Consider the following 17,576-nt stretch of genomic DNA (forward strand, 5'->3'; position numbering starts at 1 on the left):
ACGTGATCCGCGTAGATTGAAAAGGTATCAATGCTCAGCGCGCGCAGCCGATGCCGCAGCCGCGATTGCACCATCAACTTCTTTTCGCGCACAAGCCTGATGCCGCTTTCGCTATAGGCGAGCGCCGCGATCCGATCGAATTGCTGATCGTTCATGTGAGCTTGGCCGGACGGGTGGCGCATCAGGCGGCGTCGCTTTCTGCCTTGGTCACGACAAGGGCCAAATCCAAGACGCGGATCATCCGATCGTCGATCAGGGTCAGCGACTTGATCACGCTCAAACCATCGCGCACGCCGGTATCGGGCGGGTTTTGCATGTCGCCGGCTTCGAGCGACACGATATCAGACACGGCATCGACAAGAAGCCCCGTCATTTGTCCCTCATGTTTGACGACGATAATGACGTTGCGATTGTTTTGGCCGCATTTTGGAAGGCCCAAACGCTCCGCCAGATCAATCACGGGCAAGACAGTGCCCCTCAGATTGATCACGCCGCGCATGAAGCTGGGCGCCAATGGCATCGGTGTTGCTTTTGTCCAGCCGCGGATTTCACGAACGCTCATGATATCAAGCGAGTATTCCTGATCACCCAGTTTGAACGTCAGCAATTCTATGGGCTGTGCAACGTTTTCGTCACTCATGCGCGCGCCTCCAGTTTTTGTTGCGTGGCCGTGATGGCCCCGGCTGTATTCGCGTGGACAACGATGTCGGCCGGATCCAGAATGAGGGCGATCTGGCCATCGCCCAGAATGGTCGCCGCGGCGATGCCGGGTGCGCGGTAGAAACTGTCATCAAGCCCTTTGATCACGACCTGGCGCTGATCGTGGATTTCATCCACCATGAGCGCAACGTTGACCTCATCCTCGAGCGTCAGCAGCAGCGCGATGCGATCCACGTAACTGTCGCCCGGTCCGCGATACCCAAGAAGGGCACCAAGATCCAAAAGCGGTAGAAAGGCGCCGCGGCTTCGCACCACAGACCGGCCGGGGCTGAGCATTTCCACGTTGGCATCGGTGAGAGTGAGCGTTTCGGACACTGCGCTCAGGGGCAGCACCAAGGTTTCGCCTGCGACATCCACAACCATCCCATCGAGCACGGCCAGCGTGAGCGGAAGGGAGATACTGAACAGAGTGCCATGACCCGGTTCCGAACTGATCGTAATGCGGCCCCCAAGAGCATGGATCGCGGTGCGCACCACATCCATGCCGACGCCGCGGCCAGACAAGTCAGACACGCTGGACGAGGTCGAGAAGCCCGGCATAAACAGAAGGTTGTCGATCTCTGCCTCTGTCAAATGGGCGTCGGCAGGGATCAGTCCTTTGTCACGCGCGATTTGCAGCACGCGCGGACGGTCGATGCCGCTGCCATCATCCGAAACGTCGATCACAACCCGACCCGAACGATGAGATGCGCTGAGCCGCACAGAACCTTGCCGGGGCTTTCCGATGGCCAATCTGTCTTCGGGCCGCTCAATTCCGTGATCCACCGCGTTGCGGATCATGTGTGTCAGCGGGTCGGCGAGCCTTTCGATGACGGTTTTATCAACCTCTGTCGTGTCTCCGTCCGTGATCAGACGCACATCCTTCGATACGGATGCGGAGGTTTCGCGAACGATTCGCGACATCCGTTGGAAGAGCGATTTCACCGGTTGCGCCCGGATCATCATTACACTGTCCTGTATGTCACGGGTGAGGCGCTGAAACTCTTCCAGCCCGTTCATGGCGTCGGAATGCGGTGACAGGCCAGCAGACTGCATGCTTTGCGACAGCATGGCCTGGTTGATCACAAGCTCGCCTACGAGGTTCACCAGCCGTTCAACGCGCTCGATATCGACGCGCACGACCGTCTTTTTAGCGGTGTCGCGGGGTGGGGCGGATGCGGCCGGTTCGGGCAGCGGCGCCAAAACCGCACCTGCACTCGTAGGCTCAGCCGCCGTGCCCGTGTCAGTCGGATCGGATGTGGGTGCGCCCGCGCCGACGGGCAAGATCTGCAATTCGCACAACCCCTCGACAAACTCGAAGATGGACGCAATTTCCGCCTCGTCTACAACGGTGCGGATCGAAATGGACCAACTGAGATAGACCGCCTCTGCCGCCAGCTGATCCAGGGTTGGAATGCGGCTGGTGTCGCATTTGACATCCAGTTCGCCCAAGTCGGCCAATGCAGCAAGGATGTGCGGAACGTCGTTGCCGGTTTCAAAAAGTTCCGGTTCCGGTATGAAGACGATCTGGAAGTGATTGAGCGCAGCGTCGTACTCCGTTTCAGGATCGTCCTCAAAATCAAGAGAGAGTGGGACAGGCGCGAAGTCGACGTCTGCCGGTTCCTCGCTTGGTCTTGAACCTGCTGCTTGAGCGTCCAACTCGGACAAAAGCGCAGCGCTTGACTCAACCGGGAATTCCGCGTCTTCGCGGGCCGCGCGCACAATGTCTGCCAAGTGGTCTGCGGCCCGAAAGAACAGGTTCAAAAGGTTTGTCGTGACCGCCAAACGTGCATCACGAACCGCATCCAGCACGGTTTCATAACGGTGCGAAAAGCGCACCATATGGTCCAGGCCAAACGCCCCGGCGCCGCCCTTGATCGAGTGGACGGCGCGAAACACCACGTGGATGGTTTCGCTGTCTCCAGTCTCGGTCTCCAACGCGTGGAGACCATCGTGCAGGGCTTCGAGCAGTTCCTCGCATTCCACGAAAAACGAAGCGCGAATTTCCGCCATTGGGTCCGGGGCCGTCATGTGCGCTGCTACCCGGCGACCATCTGCAACGCTTTGACGAGTTTGCTTGGATCAAACGGCTTTACGATCCAGCCCGTGGCACCAGCAGAGCGGGCGCGCATCTTCATTTCGGGGGCTGCTTCGGTTGTCAGAACGAGGATGGGCGTCGTCTTGTGACTGCCGTTGTCGCGCACCGCGTCGATAAAACCAAACCCGTCCATCCGCGGCATGTTGATATCTGTGATGATCACATCCGGATTTATGCCGGCCAGCACCTCGGTGCCGTGCACACCATCGTCGGCAGTGTGTACGGTGAACCCGACGGGCTCGAGCGCCAAACGTATCATGTCCCGCATCGTGCGGCTGTCATCTACGGCGAGAATTTCAAGGCTCATATCGCCTCCTGCGGTGCCATCAGTGCCGTCAGGGCCATCAGCGTCAATTGCTGCTGCGCGCGCGGTTGCAGATTGGTGATCGACAACGCCGTGCCATTGACCTCGGTTGTGCGATGCGCGCTGAGCAAGACTTGGGCGCCCAAGGCGCCGATATGGATCGTTTCGGTGGCATCCAGGCGGATGTCAGCGGTCTGATCGCAATCCAACAGCTTTGCCAACAGCGTGGGGGCAGCCACGGCATCCAGCCGGGGCGGCAGTGGGATCACATCATTCATGATGTTTGCGGAAAGCTGCACGGCATTGACGGCTCATCTTGTCCCTCCGGATTGCGACTATGCTGCTTCGTGTAGCGGACGCTCCGTTAAGACCGGGTTACCGAAAGTGTGCCGCAATACGGCCTGGGCCCAAACGAAAACCGCCCAGGCGAAAACCCAGGCGGACGATGAACTCAATGATACCTCTAGCTTGATCAGCCGCGACGACGTCGACCACCGCGTCCGCCGCGCCCGCGGCTTTCCTCGCCTGCCTTGGCAGGGGCGCGATTGAACTTGATCCACTCGCCGCCGCCTTCGTCATTATCGGTCAAGAAGTTCGCCGCGCGGATCGCCTCCATCTCCTTACCTGGGAGGGGCTTTGTGGACCCCATACCGAACATCTGCACAAAGGCTTCGTCATCCATCCCATCCGGCAGGACAATGCCTGCCGCCTCGACCTCGGCGCGCTTTTCCGCGATTTTCTTTGGTCCAACCGGCAGGGCGACCGGGTTCATGATGGCCGATGTCATCCCGGCACCCATTGCCATGGGGAGAAAAGCGTTGTTGATACCGTGACGGTTGGGAAGTCCGAAGGATATGTTTGACGCACCACAGGTCGTGTTGACGCCCAATTCTTCGCGCAAACGCCGGACAAGCGTGAAGACCTGCAATCCGGCGGTGCCCATCGCACCGATGGGCATGACCAGCGGATCGACGACAATGTCGTGCGCTGGAATGCCGAAGTCAGCGGCGCGTTCCACGATTTTCTTGGCAACGGCGAACCGGACGTCGGGGTCTTCGGAAATCCCGGTGTCATCGTTTGAAATCGCCACGACGGGCACGTTGTACTTTTTGACCAAGGGCAGAACCAGCTCAAGCCGCTCTTCTTCTCCGGTGACAGAGTTCAAAAGCGGGCGGCCTTCGGCGGCGGCCAAGCCGTTTTCCAACGCGCCAGGCACTGAACTGTCGATACAGAGCGGGCAATCCGTGACCGCTTGCACCGTCTCGACAAGCTGTTTCATCAATTCAGGCTCGACAAAGTTGTTGTCGGCATAACGCGGGTCTTCGGCCATCTTGTTCGAGAAAACGGCGCCCGAATTGACATCCAGTACGGTCGCACCCGCCGCAACCTGCGCGACGGCATCTGCTTGCACGCGGCTGAAATCGCCACGCTCCAACTCTTCGTTCAGGATCTTGCGGCCCGTGGGATTGATCCGCTCACCGATCACGCAGAAGGGTTGGTCAAAACCAATCAGGGCTGTCTTGGTTTTGGATTCGATGACGGTGCGGGTCATGGGCGCTGCCTTTTTGCATTTGGTTGGCGAAGTGTTGATCCGAGGCCCGCAGCGTTGCGCAGGTCAAAACGACGTCTCGCGGATTGAATAAGACACCTACCGCGCAGAAACGATCTGCGCGAGAGGGGCGGGGTTGAAACCTTTTCAGGACTGTTATGAAGCAGATTAGCCAGCCGCGGCAGGCATAGCAGATGCGCCACCGTTTTCGATGGCCCAGTTTGCGTTCGTCTTGATGCCACCGAGGGGAAAGAAGTGGACCTGCGCGATGTTGAACTCCGGGTTGGCCGCCTTGTGCGCGGCAAGCTCTGAGACAACGTCCGTCGGCTCGAATGGGAGCAGCAGCTTGGTCACATCTCTGGCCCGGCGCTGGAGCACGCGCAGGGAGGGGCCAACGCCGCAGGCTATCGCAAACTTGATCATCGTCTGCAGCTTCGCCGGTCCGGCAATCCCAATATGGATCGGCAGGTCGATCCCTGCGGCCTTCAAGTTGTCGGCCCATTTGATAATCGGGCCTGCCTCGAATGCGAACTGCGTGGCGATGGCCATGTCAGCATCGGTGCGTTCAGAAAATTTCTGTTTCCAACCAAGTGCCTCATCGACGTTCTTCATGCTGCCATCGGCGTCGATGTCCTTGTTCCCCTCGGGGTGACCTGCCACGTGCAAACGTTTGAAACCTGCTCGATCAAAGGCGCCGCTTTCCATCAACTGCATCGAACTGTGGAAGTCGCCATGCGGTTGGTCCACGCCGCCCGCCAACAAAAGTGCTTGATCGACACCGGCCTCGCCCTGATACCGGGCGATCCAGTCTTCGAGCGTTGCCTGATCCTTAATGATGCGGGCCGGAAAGTGCGGCATGACGGCAAAGCCTTCTCCAGCGAGACGCCGAGCGGTGGCCACCATGTCCCCGATGGGCGTGCCTTCGATATGCGCGATGTAAACGCGGGTGTTGGCGGGCAGGATCGCGCGGAAATCATCCACCTTCTGCGCCGTACGCGGCATCACTTCGATGGAGTATCCCTGCAGGAACGCCTCGACCTCGGGGGAGAGCGCACCAGCCACAGGGCCGTCGTCGCGTTTGAAGTTCAGCAATGCCATGGCGGCACCTCCCAATTGCCGGGGCCTGGGGTCAGGCCCATCCGTCGTTGTCAATCAATGCCTTGATGCGGGCCTGATCATATTCCTGTTCCAGCCGTGTGGCCTCTGCCTCGGCCACTTCGGCGGCGTCACCCTCTACGGGGTAGGGGGCTGCCTTGCGCCATTCGGCCAGATAGGCGTCTGCATCCTTGGCGTTGACCTTCATGGCCGCGCGGTCGATGGCCTGCTCGAACCGTTCCTCAAGCTGGCGTTTGGCGCCGCGTCGTCCCTTGCCGACAATCACCTGCGCGGGGATGTCCCGCCAGTAAACGATGGTGACGTCAGGCATGTGATTCCTCCGTGCGTGTTGATCCTGCATACGCGACGACATAAGCGCACAGCGGCCCGTTTTCGACAAAGAAACGTGCACTTGCGACGCGGACATGGCCCGGAAATGCAACAGGCCGACCGTTTCTGGTAAGTGCGTGTTTCGACATGAAACCTTTAGTCTATGGTGCAGATACTCAAAAGAAGATCGAGCAGGCAAACATGGTTATTCGGGTCGATGCCCTTCGCCTCGCGTATATGGCGGTTCCAAAATGCGCGAGCTCGACGGTAAAGCGCGCGCTGGCGGAATTGGATCCGGATGTGGATACGGAGAACCTGATCGCTCCGTCCGATCACAGCAGCTCCAGATGGCATAAAGTGTATCCCACAAGTCGGTTCCGCCCGCATCGCTGGGAAACTGTGCCTGACGAGTGGTTCGGGTTCACTGTCGTCCGCGACCCGCTAGATCGACTGTTGGCCTGCTATACGAACAGGGTTGTGGAGCGACGGGAACTGCACAACAGTCCAAAGCTGCGGGACGGGATCATCGATCTTCCCAAGGATCCTGACGCAGACTTCTTTTTTCAGAACCTGCAGGCCTATCGCGAAGCCTCCTCCGTCGTGAAACACCATTCGATGCACATCTGGCTCTTTACCGGTCCGAAACTGGAAAAGTTCAAGCGCGTCTACACGGTCGAAGCGCTTAGTAAATTACAGGACGATTTAGCGGATTGGATCCAGACGCCGGTTCATTTTCACCGCGAAAACACCAGCAGTGTGCCACTGACAGCCGATGACTTGTCGGGTGACACGCATGAGGCGCTCAGCGACTGGTTGCAGCAAGAATATGACTTTCTGTCGGACTTCTACGCACGGCCTTAATCGGGCGGGCCAACATGGCTGCCAACCCTCTTGCGTGAATGCGTCACAGGACATATCGTCAACCTAACCCGTTATGAAAGGCGCAGAATTATGGCGCCACAGCGTCCCCGAGGTGCGGGCGCGACAAAGACCAAAGGCTCCCGGACCGGGGCCAAGCCCGTGCCGCGTGCCCCAGGATCGCCCGAGCTTTATGCCGCGCTTGATCTGGGTACGAACAGTTGTCGCATGTTGATCGCCGAGCCGCGAGGCGCGGGTTTTCATGTTGTCGACAGTTTCTCGAAATCTGTGCAGCTTGGGCTGGGGTTGGAGAAGTCCGGTAAACTGTCGCGCGGGTCCATGACGCGCACCGTGCAGGCGATGCGTATCTGTCAGCAAAAATTGAAGCGCCACAAGGTCAAGCGCATGCGTCTTGTCGCGACAGAGGCCTGCCGCAGGGCAGTGAACGCCCTTGAATTCGTGCAACGTGTGCATCGTGAGACGGGTCTGCGCCTCGACATTATCGAACCCGAGGAAGAGGCGCGGCTTGCCGTGATCTCTTGCGCGCCGCTGGTCAGCCCCAAGACAGAAAACCTGCTCGTGGTGGACATTGGTGGCGGCTCGACCGAATTGGTGTGGATTGATTTGTCGGCCGTGGCCCGGCCGGATCGTCCGCAAGCCATCATGCGCCTGCACTCAGGCTTCAAGCAGGCCGCGTCCGACATACCTGAGGCGCGTGTGGTCGACTGGATCAGCGTGCCACTGGGCGTTGCCACCTTGCGCGAGCAATTCAATGACGTAGAGGACGATTCCGCCCGTTTTGCCCTGATGAGCTGGTTTTTCGAAGAAAACCTGGCCGACTTTTCGCCGTACCATGCCACGGAACCGACAGAGCGGTTCCAGATCATCGGCACCTCCGGCACGGTCACGACAGTCGCGGCCTCCCACTTGGGGTTGAAACGCTATGACCGGACCAAGGTGGACGGCCTGCGCATGACATCGGACCAGATCGACACCGTTATCCGGTCCTATCTTGCGATGGGGCCGGGGGGGCGGCGGGCCGATCCACGAATCGGATCCGACCGGCACGCCCTGATCATGTCGGGTGCGGCGATCTTGCAGGCGCTCATGCGCTGCTGGCCGACCAACCGCCTGTCAGTCGCCGACCGCGGCCTGCGCGAAGGGTTGCTTTATGCGCAGATGAGTGCGGACGGTGTGTTGGATGATCAGATGGCCTGATGCGCGCCCTTCACTTTCCGGGTCGTCGCATCGTGAAACGGTATAAATGGTGCTAAACTGACGGTCCCTTGAAGCGACCCACAGTGCAATGTATCGCGCAGGCAACAAGACAGGTGACAGCGTGGCCAAGACCCCGACAGGCAAGAACACATCCGGACGCGGGCAGCGCGACCTCAAGGTCAAGGTCAAGACCGCGCGCGGGCGCAAGCTGTCGTCCACGCGCTGGCTGCAACGGCAGTTGAACGATCCTTACGTCAAACGCGCGCAAGCCGAGGGGTATCGCGGACGCGCGGCGTTCAAGATCCTTGAACTCGATGACAAGTACCGCTTCCTCGTGCCCGGCGCGCGCGTTGTCGACTTGGGCGCGGCACCGGGTGGGTGGTGCCAAGTTGCCGTGAAACGGGTGAACGCTTTGGGCGAAAAGTCGGGCAAGGCAGTGGGCACGATCCTGGGTATCGACCTCCAGGAGATGGAGCCGATTGCAGGCTGCGACCTGCACCAGCTGGATTTCATGGCGGATGACGCGGACCTGCAGGTCAAGGAATGGTTGGGTGGCAAAGCCGACGTCGTCATGTCCGACATGGCTGCGGCGTCCTCGGGCCACAAGCAGACAGACCATCTGCGCATCATCGCACTATGCGAGGCCGCGGCGTACTTTGCCTTTGACGTGCTTGATGAAGGCGGCACATTCGTCGCCAAAGTTCTGGCGGGTGGGGCAGAGGGCAGCTTGCAACAGTTGCTCAAAAAGCGCTTCGCCAAAGTGGCAAACGTCAAGCCGCCCGCTTCACGCGCCGACAGCTCGGAAAAGTTTGTCGTTGCGACAGGTTTTCGTGGCGCTGCCGATTGAAGCGTTGGGCTTTGAGATGGTGAAAAGCCGATGCCTGCTCATGACCCTACAGCACAGCTTTATGCAAGTGGCTCAGCGCCGGAGTGACGCCAAAGCTGCAGCTTGCAACCTTGCCCACGCGTCGCGATCTGCTCGATCGGGCTGATAAGCGGCGACCTTTGCGAGACGTTGTTGCCGCATCAACTCAAAGAGCCGCATGTGCGCTGTCGTGGGCGAATAAACCAGTTTCATGCGAGAACGATGCACCCGCATTTCGGCCCAATGATGAAGCCGACATGGCAAAGACGTGGCGCAGTGCGATCAGATAGACAGACGGGCTGCGTGCGTTCCACGTTCGCGATACGGGGTCGTGTCGTAATGCGCCCGGTAGCATTTCGAGAAATGCGAGGGCGAAGCAAAGCCGCAGGCCAAGGCGACGTTGATGACGCTCATATCCGTCTGCATCAGCAGGTTGCGCGCCTTCTGCAGGCGCAATTCCATGTAGTACCGCTTGGGGCTGCGGTTTAGGTAACGGCGGAACAGGCGTTCGAGCTGCCGTGTCGACATGCCGACGTCCTTGGCCAGGATCGACGGACTGATCGGCTCTTCGATGTTTTGCTCCATGATCTGGATCACCTGGCTGAGCTTTGGATGCCGGACGCCAATACGCGTGGGCACGGACAGGCGCTGCGTGTCCTGATCGGTGCGGATCGACGAATAGATCAACTGATCGGCGACCGCGTTTGCCAATTCTTCCCCGTGATCATCGGCAATCAATTTCAGCATCAGGTCAATGGACGAGGTCCCGCCCGCCGTCGTCAATCGTTTTTCATCGACCACGAACACGGATTTCGTCAGCTCAACTTCTTGGAATTCCTCGGAAAAGCTATCCTGGTTTTCCCAATGGATCGTCGCCTTCTTTCCGTCCAGCAATCCTGCCTTGGCCAGTGAATACGCCGCCGTACATAGGCCAGCCATCGGAACGCCCTTGCGCGCCTCACGCCGCAACCACCCTAGCAGACGCTTCGTCGTCGCTGCTTGCACGTCGATGCCACCGCATACCATGACGACATCGTCACGCGTCAACTCATCCAGATCCCCATCCAGCTTGAACCCGGTTCCGGCCGAGCAATAAGCCACGTCGCCGCCGTCCCCGATGATCCTCCAGGCATAGAGTTCTCGGTCCGCCATGCGGTTTGCAATCCGCAGGCTTTCAATCGCGGCCGAAAAGCACAGCATCGTAAAATTGTCGAGAAGGACAAACACGTAACGCTTGGTTTTGTCGACCTCTTGGCGGGTCTGATTTGCCTGGCGAGAAAGCGACATCGCGGCGCGCATCCTGTTGTCGTTGCCGGGTGTGAGCTGCCCGGGTGTTTTGTCAGCCTGATCACGGGCCAAACGCCACGTCAAGGGGCTGCAATTGTGATATGGTGTCCGCCAGATACCTTTTGTATAGAGGCCTACGGTCACGTGACCGCTAACAGCTTATTGCGGAGAGAGAAGATGAGCGATTGGACGAAATCTGACTGGCGCGCCAAGCCCCGGATCCAGATGCCCGATTACACCGACACTGCGGCACTGAACGCGGTTGAGGCGCAGCTTTCCAAGTATCCTCCGCTGGTTTTTGCAGGCGAGGCGCGGCGGCTAAAGGCTCATCTCGCCGATGCTTCCCGCGGTGACGCGTTCCTGCTGCAGGGCGGTGACTGCGCCGAGGCCTTTGATCAGTTCAGCGCCGACGGGATCCGCGACACGTTCAAGGTCATGCTGCAGATGGCGATGGTGCTGACTTACGGCGCCAAGGTTCCGGTGATCAAGCTGGGCCGCATGGCCGGTCAATTCGCCAAGCCACGCTCGGCCCCGACCGAGGTGGTGGATGGTGTGGAATTGCCCAGCTACCGCGGCGATATCATCAACGAGCTGGCCTTCACGCCCGAAGCCCGTATTCCCGACCCCAAGAAGATGCTGCAAGCCTATACCCAGGCGGCCGCCACGCTGAACCTGCTGCGCGCGTTCTCGACCGGTGGTTTTGCCGACATGAACATGGTTCATTCCTGGACGCTTGGTTTTGCCGACGGGCAGGGCGCTGAGAAGTACCGCGAGATCGCGACGCGCATCCAGGACACTATCGACTTCATGGCCGCCGCGGGCATTGATGCGGACACGACGCACGAGTTTTCGTCCGTTGAATTCTACACCAGCCATGAATCCCTGCTGTTGGAGTACGAAGAGGCACTGACGCGCATCGACAGCACAACCGGGAAATGGCTCGCGGGCTCCGGCCACATGATCTGGATCGGCGATCGCACACGGCAGCCGGACGGCGCGCATGTGGAGTTCGCCCGCGGTGTACAAAATCCCATCGGTCTGAAATGCGGCCCCACCACAACCGCAGAAGATCTGAAGATCCTGATGTCCAAGCTGAACCCCGAAAACGAGGCGGGCCGGCTGACGCTGATCGCCCGCTTCGGAGCCGGTTCAGTGGGCGAGCATCTGCCGCGCCTGATCAAGACCGTTCAGGAAGAAGGCGCGAATGTCGTCTGGGTCTGTGACGCGATGCATGGCAACACCATCAAATCGTCGACCGGCTACAAGACGCGCCCCTTTGACAGTGTCCTGCGGGAAGTGCGCGAATTCTTTGGCGTTCACGCAGCCGAAGGCACGGTGCCAGGTGGTGTGCATTTCGAGATGACCGGCCAGGACGTCACGGAATGCACCGGCGGCGTCCGCGCGGTCACCGAAGAAGACCTGAGCGACCGCTATCACACAGCTTGTGATCCGCGGCTAAACGCGTCGCAATCACTGGAACTGGCGTTCCTTGTCGCAGAAGAACTGTCTCAGTTGCGCGCAACGTTGTCCAAAACGCGGGCAGCAAGCTGACATTAAAAAAGCGCCGGGTGTTTCCGCCCGGCGCCTGCCATATCTTGCTAATCACGCGCCTAGCGGTCGTTAGGCTTGACCAAACGCAGATACGGTACGTCTGATCGCGGCGTTGTTGTCTCGAAACTCTTCTGGCTTTCTGCAAACCCATCGATCCGCGCGCGTTGCGCTTCGGGTTGCGGCGTCGGTTTGACCGGCGCAGGCACTGTCGAAGGGGCGGAGACAGGTCTGATGCGCGCGCCAACCACGTTAAAGCGTCGCGGGGTGTGACCGATGTCGCCATGCGCAACAAAGCAGCCCAGGATGCGGCTGACATCACCCAAGTCGCTTTTCAAAGGCAACAGCAACAACCGCGCATCCATCTGCGGTTTTGCAATTGTCGTCTCTGCGCTCATGCGCAGTTCACATACGGCAGGGCGCTGGCAGACATCTTCAATCGCGTCCGAAATCTGGCGGCGGCAGGGCGGCGTGATCAGGGATGTCAGCGGCATTCCGCGCACTTCCATGCCCATCAAATCGCCAAGGTGACTGCCTGCGATGCGAATGCGGGCCATGCCCGGCGCGATCCGTTCAAGGACGAACGTATATTCCAGCGCAGACTCGATCCCGCGCGGGTCAATCTCCGAGCGTTTGGGCATCAGCCGCGCACCGCGCAGGCCTTCCCAATACGCCTCGACCTGCGAAATCGCGGAAAAACCAATCTCTGCACGAAACTCTGTCATAGCCAACACATTGTGCGGGTTCCGGTCGGATTTGTCCATCTGTTCATACTTTCACTGACTCGTTGCACCGTTGTGTGGCGCTGTTGGTGCAAAACATATCAAATTTGACCGGTTCCGCTCGCTTAAAGCTAACAAATGGTTAATCCTGCCCTGTCCCCGCGGGGACAGACCTCGCGGCTTGCTCCGCCCCCGACTTCCCCCTAAACGCTTGGGCATGACGAAAAAACGCCAAGACGCCGCGTTGCGGTCCATGACCGGGTTTGCCGCTCTGACCGGTGCGTCCCCGCCGTTTCGCTGGACGTGGGACATCCGCAGTGTAAACGGCAAGGGGCTTGACCTGCGCTTGCGGGTGCCGGACTGGATCGACGGGTTGGAAACAGCCCTGCGCCCTCTGGTCGCCGGGCACGCCAAGCGCGGCAATGTCACTCTGTCACTGCGCATCACGCGCGACGATGCCGCTGTTGGCCTGTCGCTGAATGTCGATACGATGCGGGCCGTTGTCCAAAACCTTCTTTCGATTGAAGCTGAGGCGATGGAACAGGGCCTATCCTTGGCGCCTTCGCGGGCGACTGACATTGCCGTCATGCGCGGTGTCATGGATACTGGGGCGACCCAGGACGACCCTGCACCTTTGCGCGCGGCCCTCGTTGCAGATGTGCCCGCGCTGCTGGAAGCCTTCGACGACATGCGCACGCGCGAAGGTACAGCACTTCAAGAGGTCCTGATTGGCCAACTCACGGCCATCGAGACATTGACCGAACAAGCCGCAGATCTGGCCGAAGCACGCAAAGATGATGTCGCCGCCACCCTGAAACGCAATCTCGCGCGTGTTTTGGACAACACGGACGGCGCGGACGCGGACCGGGTCGCACAGGAGCTTGCTCTACTGGCGGTCAAGGCGGACGTCACCGAGGAGATCGACCGGCTTCACACCCACGTGCAAGCGGCGCGCGCACTGCTCGATGGTGGCGGGCCCGTCGGGCGCAAGCTGGATTTTCTGATGCAGGAGTTCAACCGCGAGGCCAATACCCTGTGTTCCAAGGCGCAAAACGCGGACCTGACCTCGGTCGGGCTGGAGATGAAAGCGCTGATCGACCAGATGCGCGAGCAAGTCCAGAATGTGGAATAAAAGATGACGCACGTCCCGACCCGCCGCGGTCTTCTGATCATCCTCAGTTCGCCCTCGGGCGCAGGCAAAAGCACGCTGGCGCGACGCCTGCGTGACTGGGACCCCGGCCTTGGCTTTTCGGTCTCCTGCACCACCCGCAAGCCGCGCCCCGGCGAGGTGGACGGCGAGCACTACCATTTTGTGTCCGAGGCGGCGTTCAAGGGGGACGTGGCGCAAGGAGAGATGCTGGAACACGCGCATGTCTTTGGCAATTTCTACGGCTCTCCCAAAGGTCCGGTCGAAGACGCGATCAACAAAGGGCGCGATGTGCTGTTCGACATTGATTGGCAGGGCGCACAGCAGATCACGAACTCGGCGCTGGGGCAGCACACCTTGTCGATCTTTATCCTGCCTCCGTCCATCGCGGAATTGCGCCGCCGTCTTGAAACCCGCGCTCAGGACGATGAGGCGACCATTGTGCGTCGGATGCAGAAAAGCTGGGACGAGATCAGCCATTGGGGCGGCTACGACTATGTTCTGGTCAACGACGATCTGGATGCGACCGAAGCGCAATTGAAGACCATCATTTCGGCAACCCGACTGCGCCGCTTGCAACAACCGCAGCTCACCGACCACGTGCGCGCGCTGCAATCCGAATTCGAGGAACTGACATGACCCTCTATGCCTTGAGCGACAGCCGCCCGCAGATCGCTGATGACACCTGGGTGGCGCCGGATGCCAACCTGATCGGCAAGGTCATTTTGGAAGAAGGCGCCAGCGTCTGGTTCGGCTGCACCATCCGCGCCGACCACGAAGACATCCGCATCGGCGCAGGCACGAACGTGCAGGAAAACTGCGTCATGCATATCGACGCGGGTTTCCCCCTGACCATCGGGCCAGGCTGCACCATCGGGCACAAGGTCATGCTGCACGGCTGCACGATTGGCGAAAACAGCCTGATCGGGATGGGTGCTACGGTTTTGAACGGTGCAAAGATCGGCAAGAACTGCTTGATCGGGGCAGGGGCCTTGATCACCGAAAACAAAGAGATCCCCGACGGATCGCTTGTCATGGGCGTGCCGGGCAAAGTGGTGCGCAGCTTGGATGAACAGGCCATTCAGGGTTTGCGCGCCTCTGCGCTTCACTATCAAGAGAACATGCGCAGGTTCCGCGACACGATGGTTGAGGTGCCGGGCTGATGCCGCATTGCGAACTCAGCTACTCCAGTGATCTGGACATCAATGCCTATGCAATTCTGCAAGAGGTCGAAGCCTGCATTCTGCGCCATGATGGCGATGCGGGCGAAACCAAGGGCCGGGCCTACCCTGCGCCAGACTTCCTGCATACGCATCTCAAGGCCACCGTCGCCTTGCTGGCCAAACCGCACCGCGGCGCCGCGTTCACGGCCGCTCTGCAAAAAGATCTCGTTGATGTGATCTCGGCACACCTGCCGCGTCCCTGCTGGCTAAGCGTTGACATCACTTTCAGTTCCCAGACCTACTACACGGAATTTCTGGAATGACAGCAAACACCAAGGGGTCGCTGATGCGGCCCACACCCTTGCCCGAAAGCGCATCGCGCCCGGTGGTCACCCCGCTCAGCCCATCGGTGGTCTATGCCTCGGACACGCCAGACATGCTCGATGCGCAGTACGACGGCGACCTGCAGGGCTACACCTACAGCCGTGAGGCGCACCCGAACGCCGATGTGGTGGCGCAGGCCATTGATCGGATGGAAGGCGCGCCGCATCTGGGTGTGCTGACGTCCTCTGGTATGGGGGCGGTATCTGCCGTCTTGCTTGGACTGCTTAAGGCTGGTGATCACGTGATTGGCGGCAACCAGCTGTACGGCCGCAGCCTGCGCATGATGGCTGAGGATTTGCCGCGCCTTGGCATTGAAACCTCCATGGTCGACCCGGGCGACGTGGAGGCCGTCCGCGCAGCAATGCGTCCTGAAACGAAGATGATCCTCGTCGAAGTTGTGTCGAACCCGACCCTGCGCGTGGCGGATGTGCTGGGCCTGTCGGCACTTGCGAAAGAGGCGGGCGTGCTGTTTGTCATCGACAATACGTTCACGACGCCCCGCGCCTTCAAGGCGTTTGATCACGGGGCCGACATCTTGATCCACTCGCTCACCAAGCTGCTGTCGGGGCATTCTGACGTGATGCTGGGCTATGTCGCGGCGCGCGATCAGGCCATCAACGACCGGCTGCGGGTTTTCACTGTAACGGCTGGGATGACGCCAAGCCCGTTCGATTGCTGGCTGGCGGAACGCGGTCTGCTCAGCTTTGATCTGCGTTATGACCGGGCGCAGGCGACGGCCGCAGTGCTGGCAGAACATCTTGCCAGCCTGACCGGGGTCAAACGCGTGATCTATCCCGCGCGGCGCGACCATCCCGACCACGCCCGCGCCGAAGCGCTGCTCAAGGGGCAGTATTGCAATATGGTCAGCTTCGAAATCGACGGCGGACGTGCGGCCGCCAATGCGTTTGCGCGCGGCGCCGAAGGTCTGAATTTCGCGCCTACGCTGGGCGACGTTGGCACGACGATCTCTCACCCGGCGTCGTCGTCGCACCGGGCGCTGACGGCAGAGAAACGCGCGGAACTTGGCATGTCCGAGGGGTTCTTCCGCATTTCCGTCGGTCTGGAGGATCCGGATGCGCTGTGCGAGGTCTTTAGCCGCGCGGTTGAGGCGGCTGTCGGCTGAAGGGGCAGGCCATGGGCAATGACGTATTGGATGCGCTGCTGGCCGCCTTTCCGCTGCCTACACTGGCCATTGACGGCTCCGAACGGATCATCGCGGCCAATGCCGAAGCACTGACGCTGATCGGGCAACAGGCGCTGGGGCGCAATTACGTGACGATGCTGCGCCAGCCCGCGCTTCTGGACGCGGTCGAGGCGACCTTGCTGGACGGCCAGCCGCGCGGCACCAGCTATCTGGGCAACGATGGGGCGCAGGACACCACGTTCCGCGTGAGCATCCGCGCTGTCACGGGCGTCGGGCGAGGCGGGGCAGGGGCCGCCGTGCTGGTGTTCGAGGACATCACCCATGTGGAACAGGCCAGCCAGATGCGCCGCGACTTCGTCGCAAATGTCAGTCACGAATTGCGCACCCCCCTGACGGCGTTGATGGGGTTCATCGAAACCTTGCGTGGCCCGGCCCGTGACGACGCGGCAGCCGCAGAGCGGTTTCTGAACATCATGCAAGACGAGGCGGAACGCATGAACAGGCTTGTCGGCGATCTGATGTCGCTCAACCGGGTGGAAGGGGACGAGCGTGTGCGCCCGACCGAGGCTGTGGTCCTGAATGACATTCTCGATTCCACCCTGCGCACGCTGCGGTCCCTCGCCGAAGAGGCGGGCGTGACCTTCGAACGGGAATTCAACGGCGATCCCGTCTACGTCATGGCGGATGCGGATCAGTTGAAGCAGGTGTTCACCAACCTGATCGAGAACGCGATCAAATACGGCGGCACAGGGCAGCGGGTGACGGTTCGTATGACCAGCAGCGCGCGAGAGCCCGCACTGCGCGCGCCAGGAGTTCGGGTGCAAATCGTGGATTACGGTCCCGGCATCGACCCGGTCCACCTGCCGCGCATCACCGAACGGTTTTATCGCGCCGATGATCATCGCAGCCGCGCGCTCGGGGGCACCGGGCTTGGCCTCGCCATCGTGAAGCACATCATCAACCGACACCGCGGGCGTCTGCGGGTCGAAAGCACATTGGGTGACGGTGCGACATTCACGGTGATCCTGCCGGTGCAGACCGTTTAGGGCGACGAATTGCGGTCACTCCAGCATCGCGTCCGAAGGTATTCCCGTTTGAAGGGTGGTCTCGATCTTTGGCAGCGACACCGATTCTTTACAAACCGTCTGGTTTTACGGATTGGTGC

At 60.3% G+C, this 17,576-nt stretch carries 19 protein-coding genes and 1 pseudogene; 10 read left to right on the forward strand and 10 right to left on the reverse strand.

Annotation, left to right across the window (positions count from 1 at the left end; all coding sequences use genetic code 11):
• Positions 1-5: 5 nt before the first annotated feature.
• The 8 genes and pseudogenes from FD715_RS22730 to FD715_RS02985 form a co-directional block, all read right to left on the reverse strand.
• Positions 6-182: pseudogene (locus FD715_RS22730) on the reverse strand (hypothetical protein); the annotation flags it as partial.
• Positions 182-640 carry a chemotaxis protein CheW gene (locus tag FD715_RS02955; RefSeq protein ID WP_147104907.1) on the reverse strand — a complete coding sequence of 153 codons (459 nt, stop codon included), beginning with the start codon at positions 638-640 and terminating at the stop codon, positions 182-184. The pseudogene FD715_RS22730 and the gene FD715_RS02955, both read right to left, overlap by 1 nt.
• Positions 637-2,730: a chemotaxis protein CheA gene (locus tag FD715_RS02960; RefSeq protein WP_223274710.1), complete on the reverse strand. Its 2,094-nt coding sequence runs from the start codon at positions 2,728-2,730 to the stop codon at positions 637-639. Before FD715_RS02960 ends, FD715_RS02955 begins: the two co-directional genes overlap by 4 nt.
• 8 nt (positions 2,731-2,738) lie before the next feature.
• Entirely contained in the window at positions 2,739-3,104 is a 366-nt protein-coding gene (locus FD715_RS02965) for a response regulator (protein ID WP_147104911.1), read from the reverse strand.
• The gene (locus FD715_RS02970) at positions 3,101-3,379 is read right to left on the reverse strand and encodes an STAS domain-containing protein (RefSeq protein WP_147104915.1); all 279 of its coding nucleotides are present in this window, start codon (positions 3,377-3,379) and stop codon (positions 3,101-3,103) included. Before FD715_RS02970 ends, FD715_RS02965 begins: the two co-directional genes overlap by 4 nt.
• A 194-nt stretch (positions 3,380-3,573) precedes the next feature.
• A complete protein-coding gene (locus tag FD715_RS02975) occupies positions 3,574-4,653 on the reverse strand; it encodes a dihydropteroate synthase (protein WP_147104918.1) in 1,080 nt (359 codons plus the stop codon).
• 165 nt (positions 4,654-4,818) lie between these two features.
• Positions 4,819-5,748 carry a methylenetetrahydrofolate reductase gene (locus tag FD715_RS02980; protein WP_147104921.1) on the reverse strand — a complete coding sequence of 310 codons (930 nt, stop codon included), beginning with the start codon at positions 5,746-5,748 and terminating at the stop codon, positions 4,819-4,821.
• Positions 5,749-5,779: 31 nt separating this feature from the next.
• On the reverse strand, positions 5,780-6,076 hold the full coding sequence (locus tag FD715_RS02985; RefSeq protein ID WP_147104924.1) for a virulence factor: 297 nt from the start codon (positions 6,074-6,076) through the stop codon (positions 5,780-5,782).
• Positions 6,077-6,222: 146 nt separating this feature from the next.
• On the opposite strand from FD715_RS02985, the gene FD715_RS02990 reads away from it, so the two are divergent.
• The 3 genes from FD715_RS02990 to FD715_RS03000 all read left to right on the forward strand — a co-directional run bounded on the left by FD715_RS02990 (position 6,223) and on the right by FD715_RS03000 (position 8,998).
• Positions 6,223-6,936, forward strand: a complete 714-nt coding sequence (locus tag FD715_RS02990) for a sulfotransferase family 2 domain-containing protein (RefSeq protein ID WP_147104927.1) — start codon at positions 6,223-6,225, stop codon at positions 6,934-6,936.
• Between the two features lie 90 nt (positions 6,937-7,026).
• Positions 7,027-8,151, forward strand: coding sequence for a Ppx/GppA phosphatase family protein (locus tag FD715_RS02995; RefSeq protein WP_147104930.1), 1,125 nt, complete (start codon positions 7,027-7,029; stop codon positions 8,149-8,151).
• A gap of 121 nt (positions 8,152-8,272) precedes the next feature.
• Positions 8,273-8,998 (forward strand): RlmE family RNA methyltransferase, encoded by a 726-nt coding sequence (locus tag FD715_RS03000; RefSeq protein WP_147105207.1) that lies wholly within the window; start codon positions 8,273-8,275, stop codon positions 8,996-8,998.
• 300 nt (positions 8,999-9,298) lie between these two features.
• On the opposite strand, the gene FD715_RS03005 is transcribed toward FD715_RS03000, so the two are convergent.
• Complete coding sequence (locus FD715_RS03005; protein ID WP_147105210.1) at positions 9,299-10,303, reverse strand: GlxA family transcriptional regulator; 1,005 nt, start codon at positions 10,301-10,303, stop codon at positions 9,299-9,301.
• A gap of 177 nt (positions 10,304-10,480) precedes the next feature.
• Between FD715_RS03005 and FD715_RS03010 the strand changes: the two genes are divergently transcribed.
• A complete protein-coding gene (locus FD715_RS03010; RefSeq protein WP_147104933.1) occupies positions 10,481-11,854 on the forward strand; it encodes a class II 3-deoxy-7-phosphoheptulonate synthase in 1,374 nt (457 codons plus the stop codon).
• A gap of 59 nt (positions 11,855-11,913) precedes the next feature.
• Here the strand turns inward: FD715_RS03010 and FD715_RS03015 are convergent, their stop codons facing one another.
• Positions 11,914-12,615: a PAS domain-containing protein gene (locus FD715_RS03015; RefSeq protein ID WP_147104936.1), complete on the reverse strand. Its 702-nt coding sequence runs from the start codon at positions 12,613-12,615 to the stop codon at positions 11,914-11,916.
• Positions 12,616-12,790: 175 nt separating this feature from the next.
• On the opposite strand from FD715_RS03015, the gene FD715_RS03020 reads away from it, so the two are divergent.
• The 6 genes from FD715_RS03020 to FD715_RS03045 are packed head-to-tail and all read left to right on the forward strand — an operon-like array spanning position 12,791 to position 17,457.
• Entirely contained in the window at positions 12,791-13,705 is a 915-nt protein-coding gene (locus FD715_RS03020; protein WP_223274711.1) for a YicC/YloC family endoribonuclease, read from the forward strand.
• A 3-nt stretch (positions 13,706-13,708) separates the two neighbouring features.
• On the forward strand, positions 13,709-14,359 hold the full coding sequence (gene gmk / locus FD715_RS03025) for a guanylate kinase (RefSeq protein WP_147104939.1): 651 nt from the start codon (positions 13,709-13,711) through the stop codon (positions 14,357-14,359).
• Positions 14,356-14,883, forward strand: a complete 528-nt coding sequence (locus tag FD715_RS03030) for a gamma carbonic anhydrase family protein (protein WP_147104942.1) — start codon at positions 14,356-14,358, stop codon at positions 14,881-14,883. The genes gmk and FD715_RS03030 overlap by 4 nt, the downstream gene beginning before the upstream one ends.
• Positions 14,883-15,206, forward strand: coding sequence for a hypothetical protein (locus FD715_RS03035; protein ID WP_147104945.1), 324 nt, complete (start codon positions 14,883-14,885; stop codon positions 15,204-15,206). Before FD715_RS03030 ends, FD715_RS03035 begins: the two co-directional genes overlap by 1 nt.
• The gene (locus FD715_RS03040; protein ID WP_223274712.1) at positions 15,203-16,390 is read left to right on the forward strand and encodes a PLP-dependent aspartate aminotransferase family protein; all 1,188 of its coding nucleotides are present in this window, start codon (positions 15,203-15,205) and stop codon (positions 16,388-16,390) included. The genes FD715_RS03035 and FD715_RS03040 overlap by 4 nt, the downstream gene beginning before the upstream one ends.
• Before the next feature lie 11 nt (positions 16,391-16,401).
• Complete coding sequence (locus FD715_RS03045; RefSeq protein ID WP_147104948.1) at positions 16,402-17,457, forward strand: cell wall metabolism sensor histidine kinase WalK; 1,056 nt, start codon at positions 16,402-16,404, stop codon at positions 17,455-17,457.
• The last annotated feature ends 119 nt before the right edge of the window (positions 17,458-17,576 follow it).

The organism is Tateyamaria sp. syn59 (assembly GCF_007995245.1).
Classification (GTDB): domain Bacteria; phylum Pseudomonadota; class Alphaproteobacteria; order Rhodobacterales; family Rhodobacteraceae; genus Tateyamaria.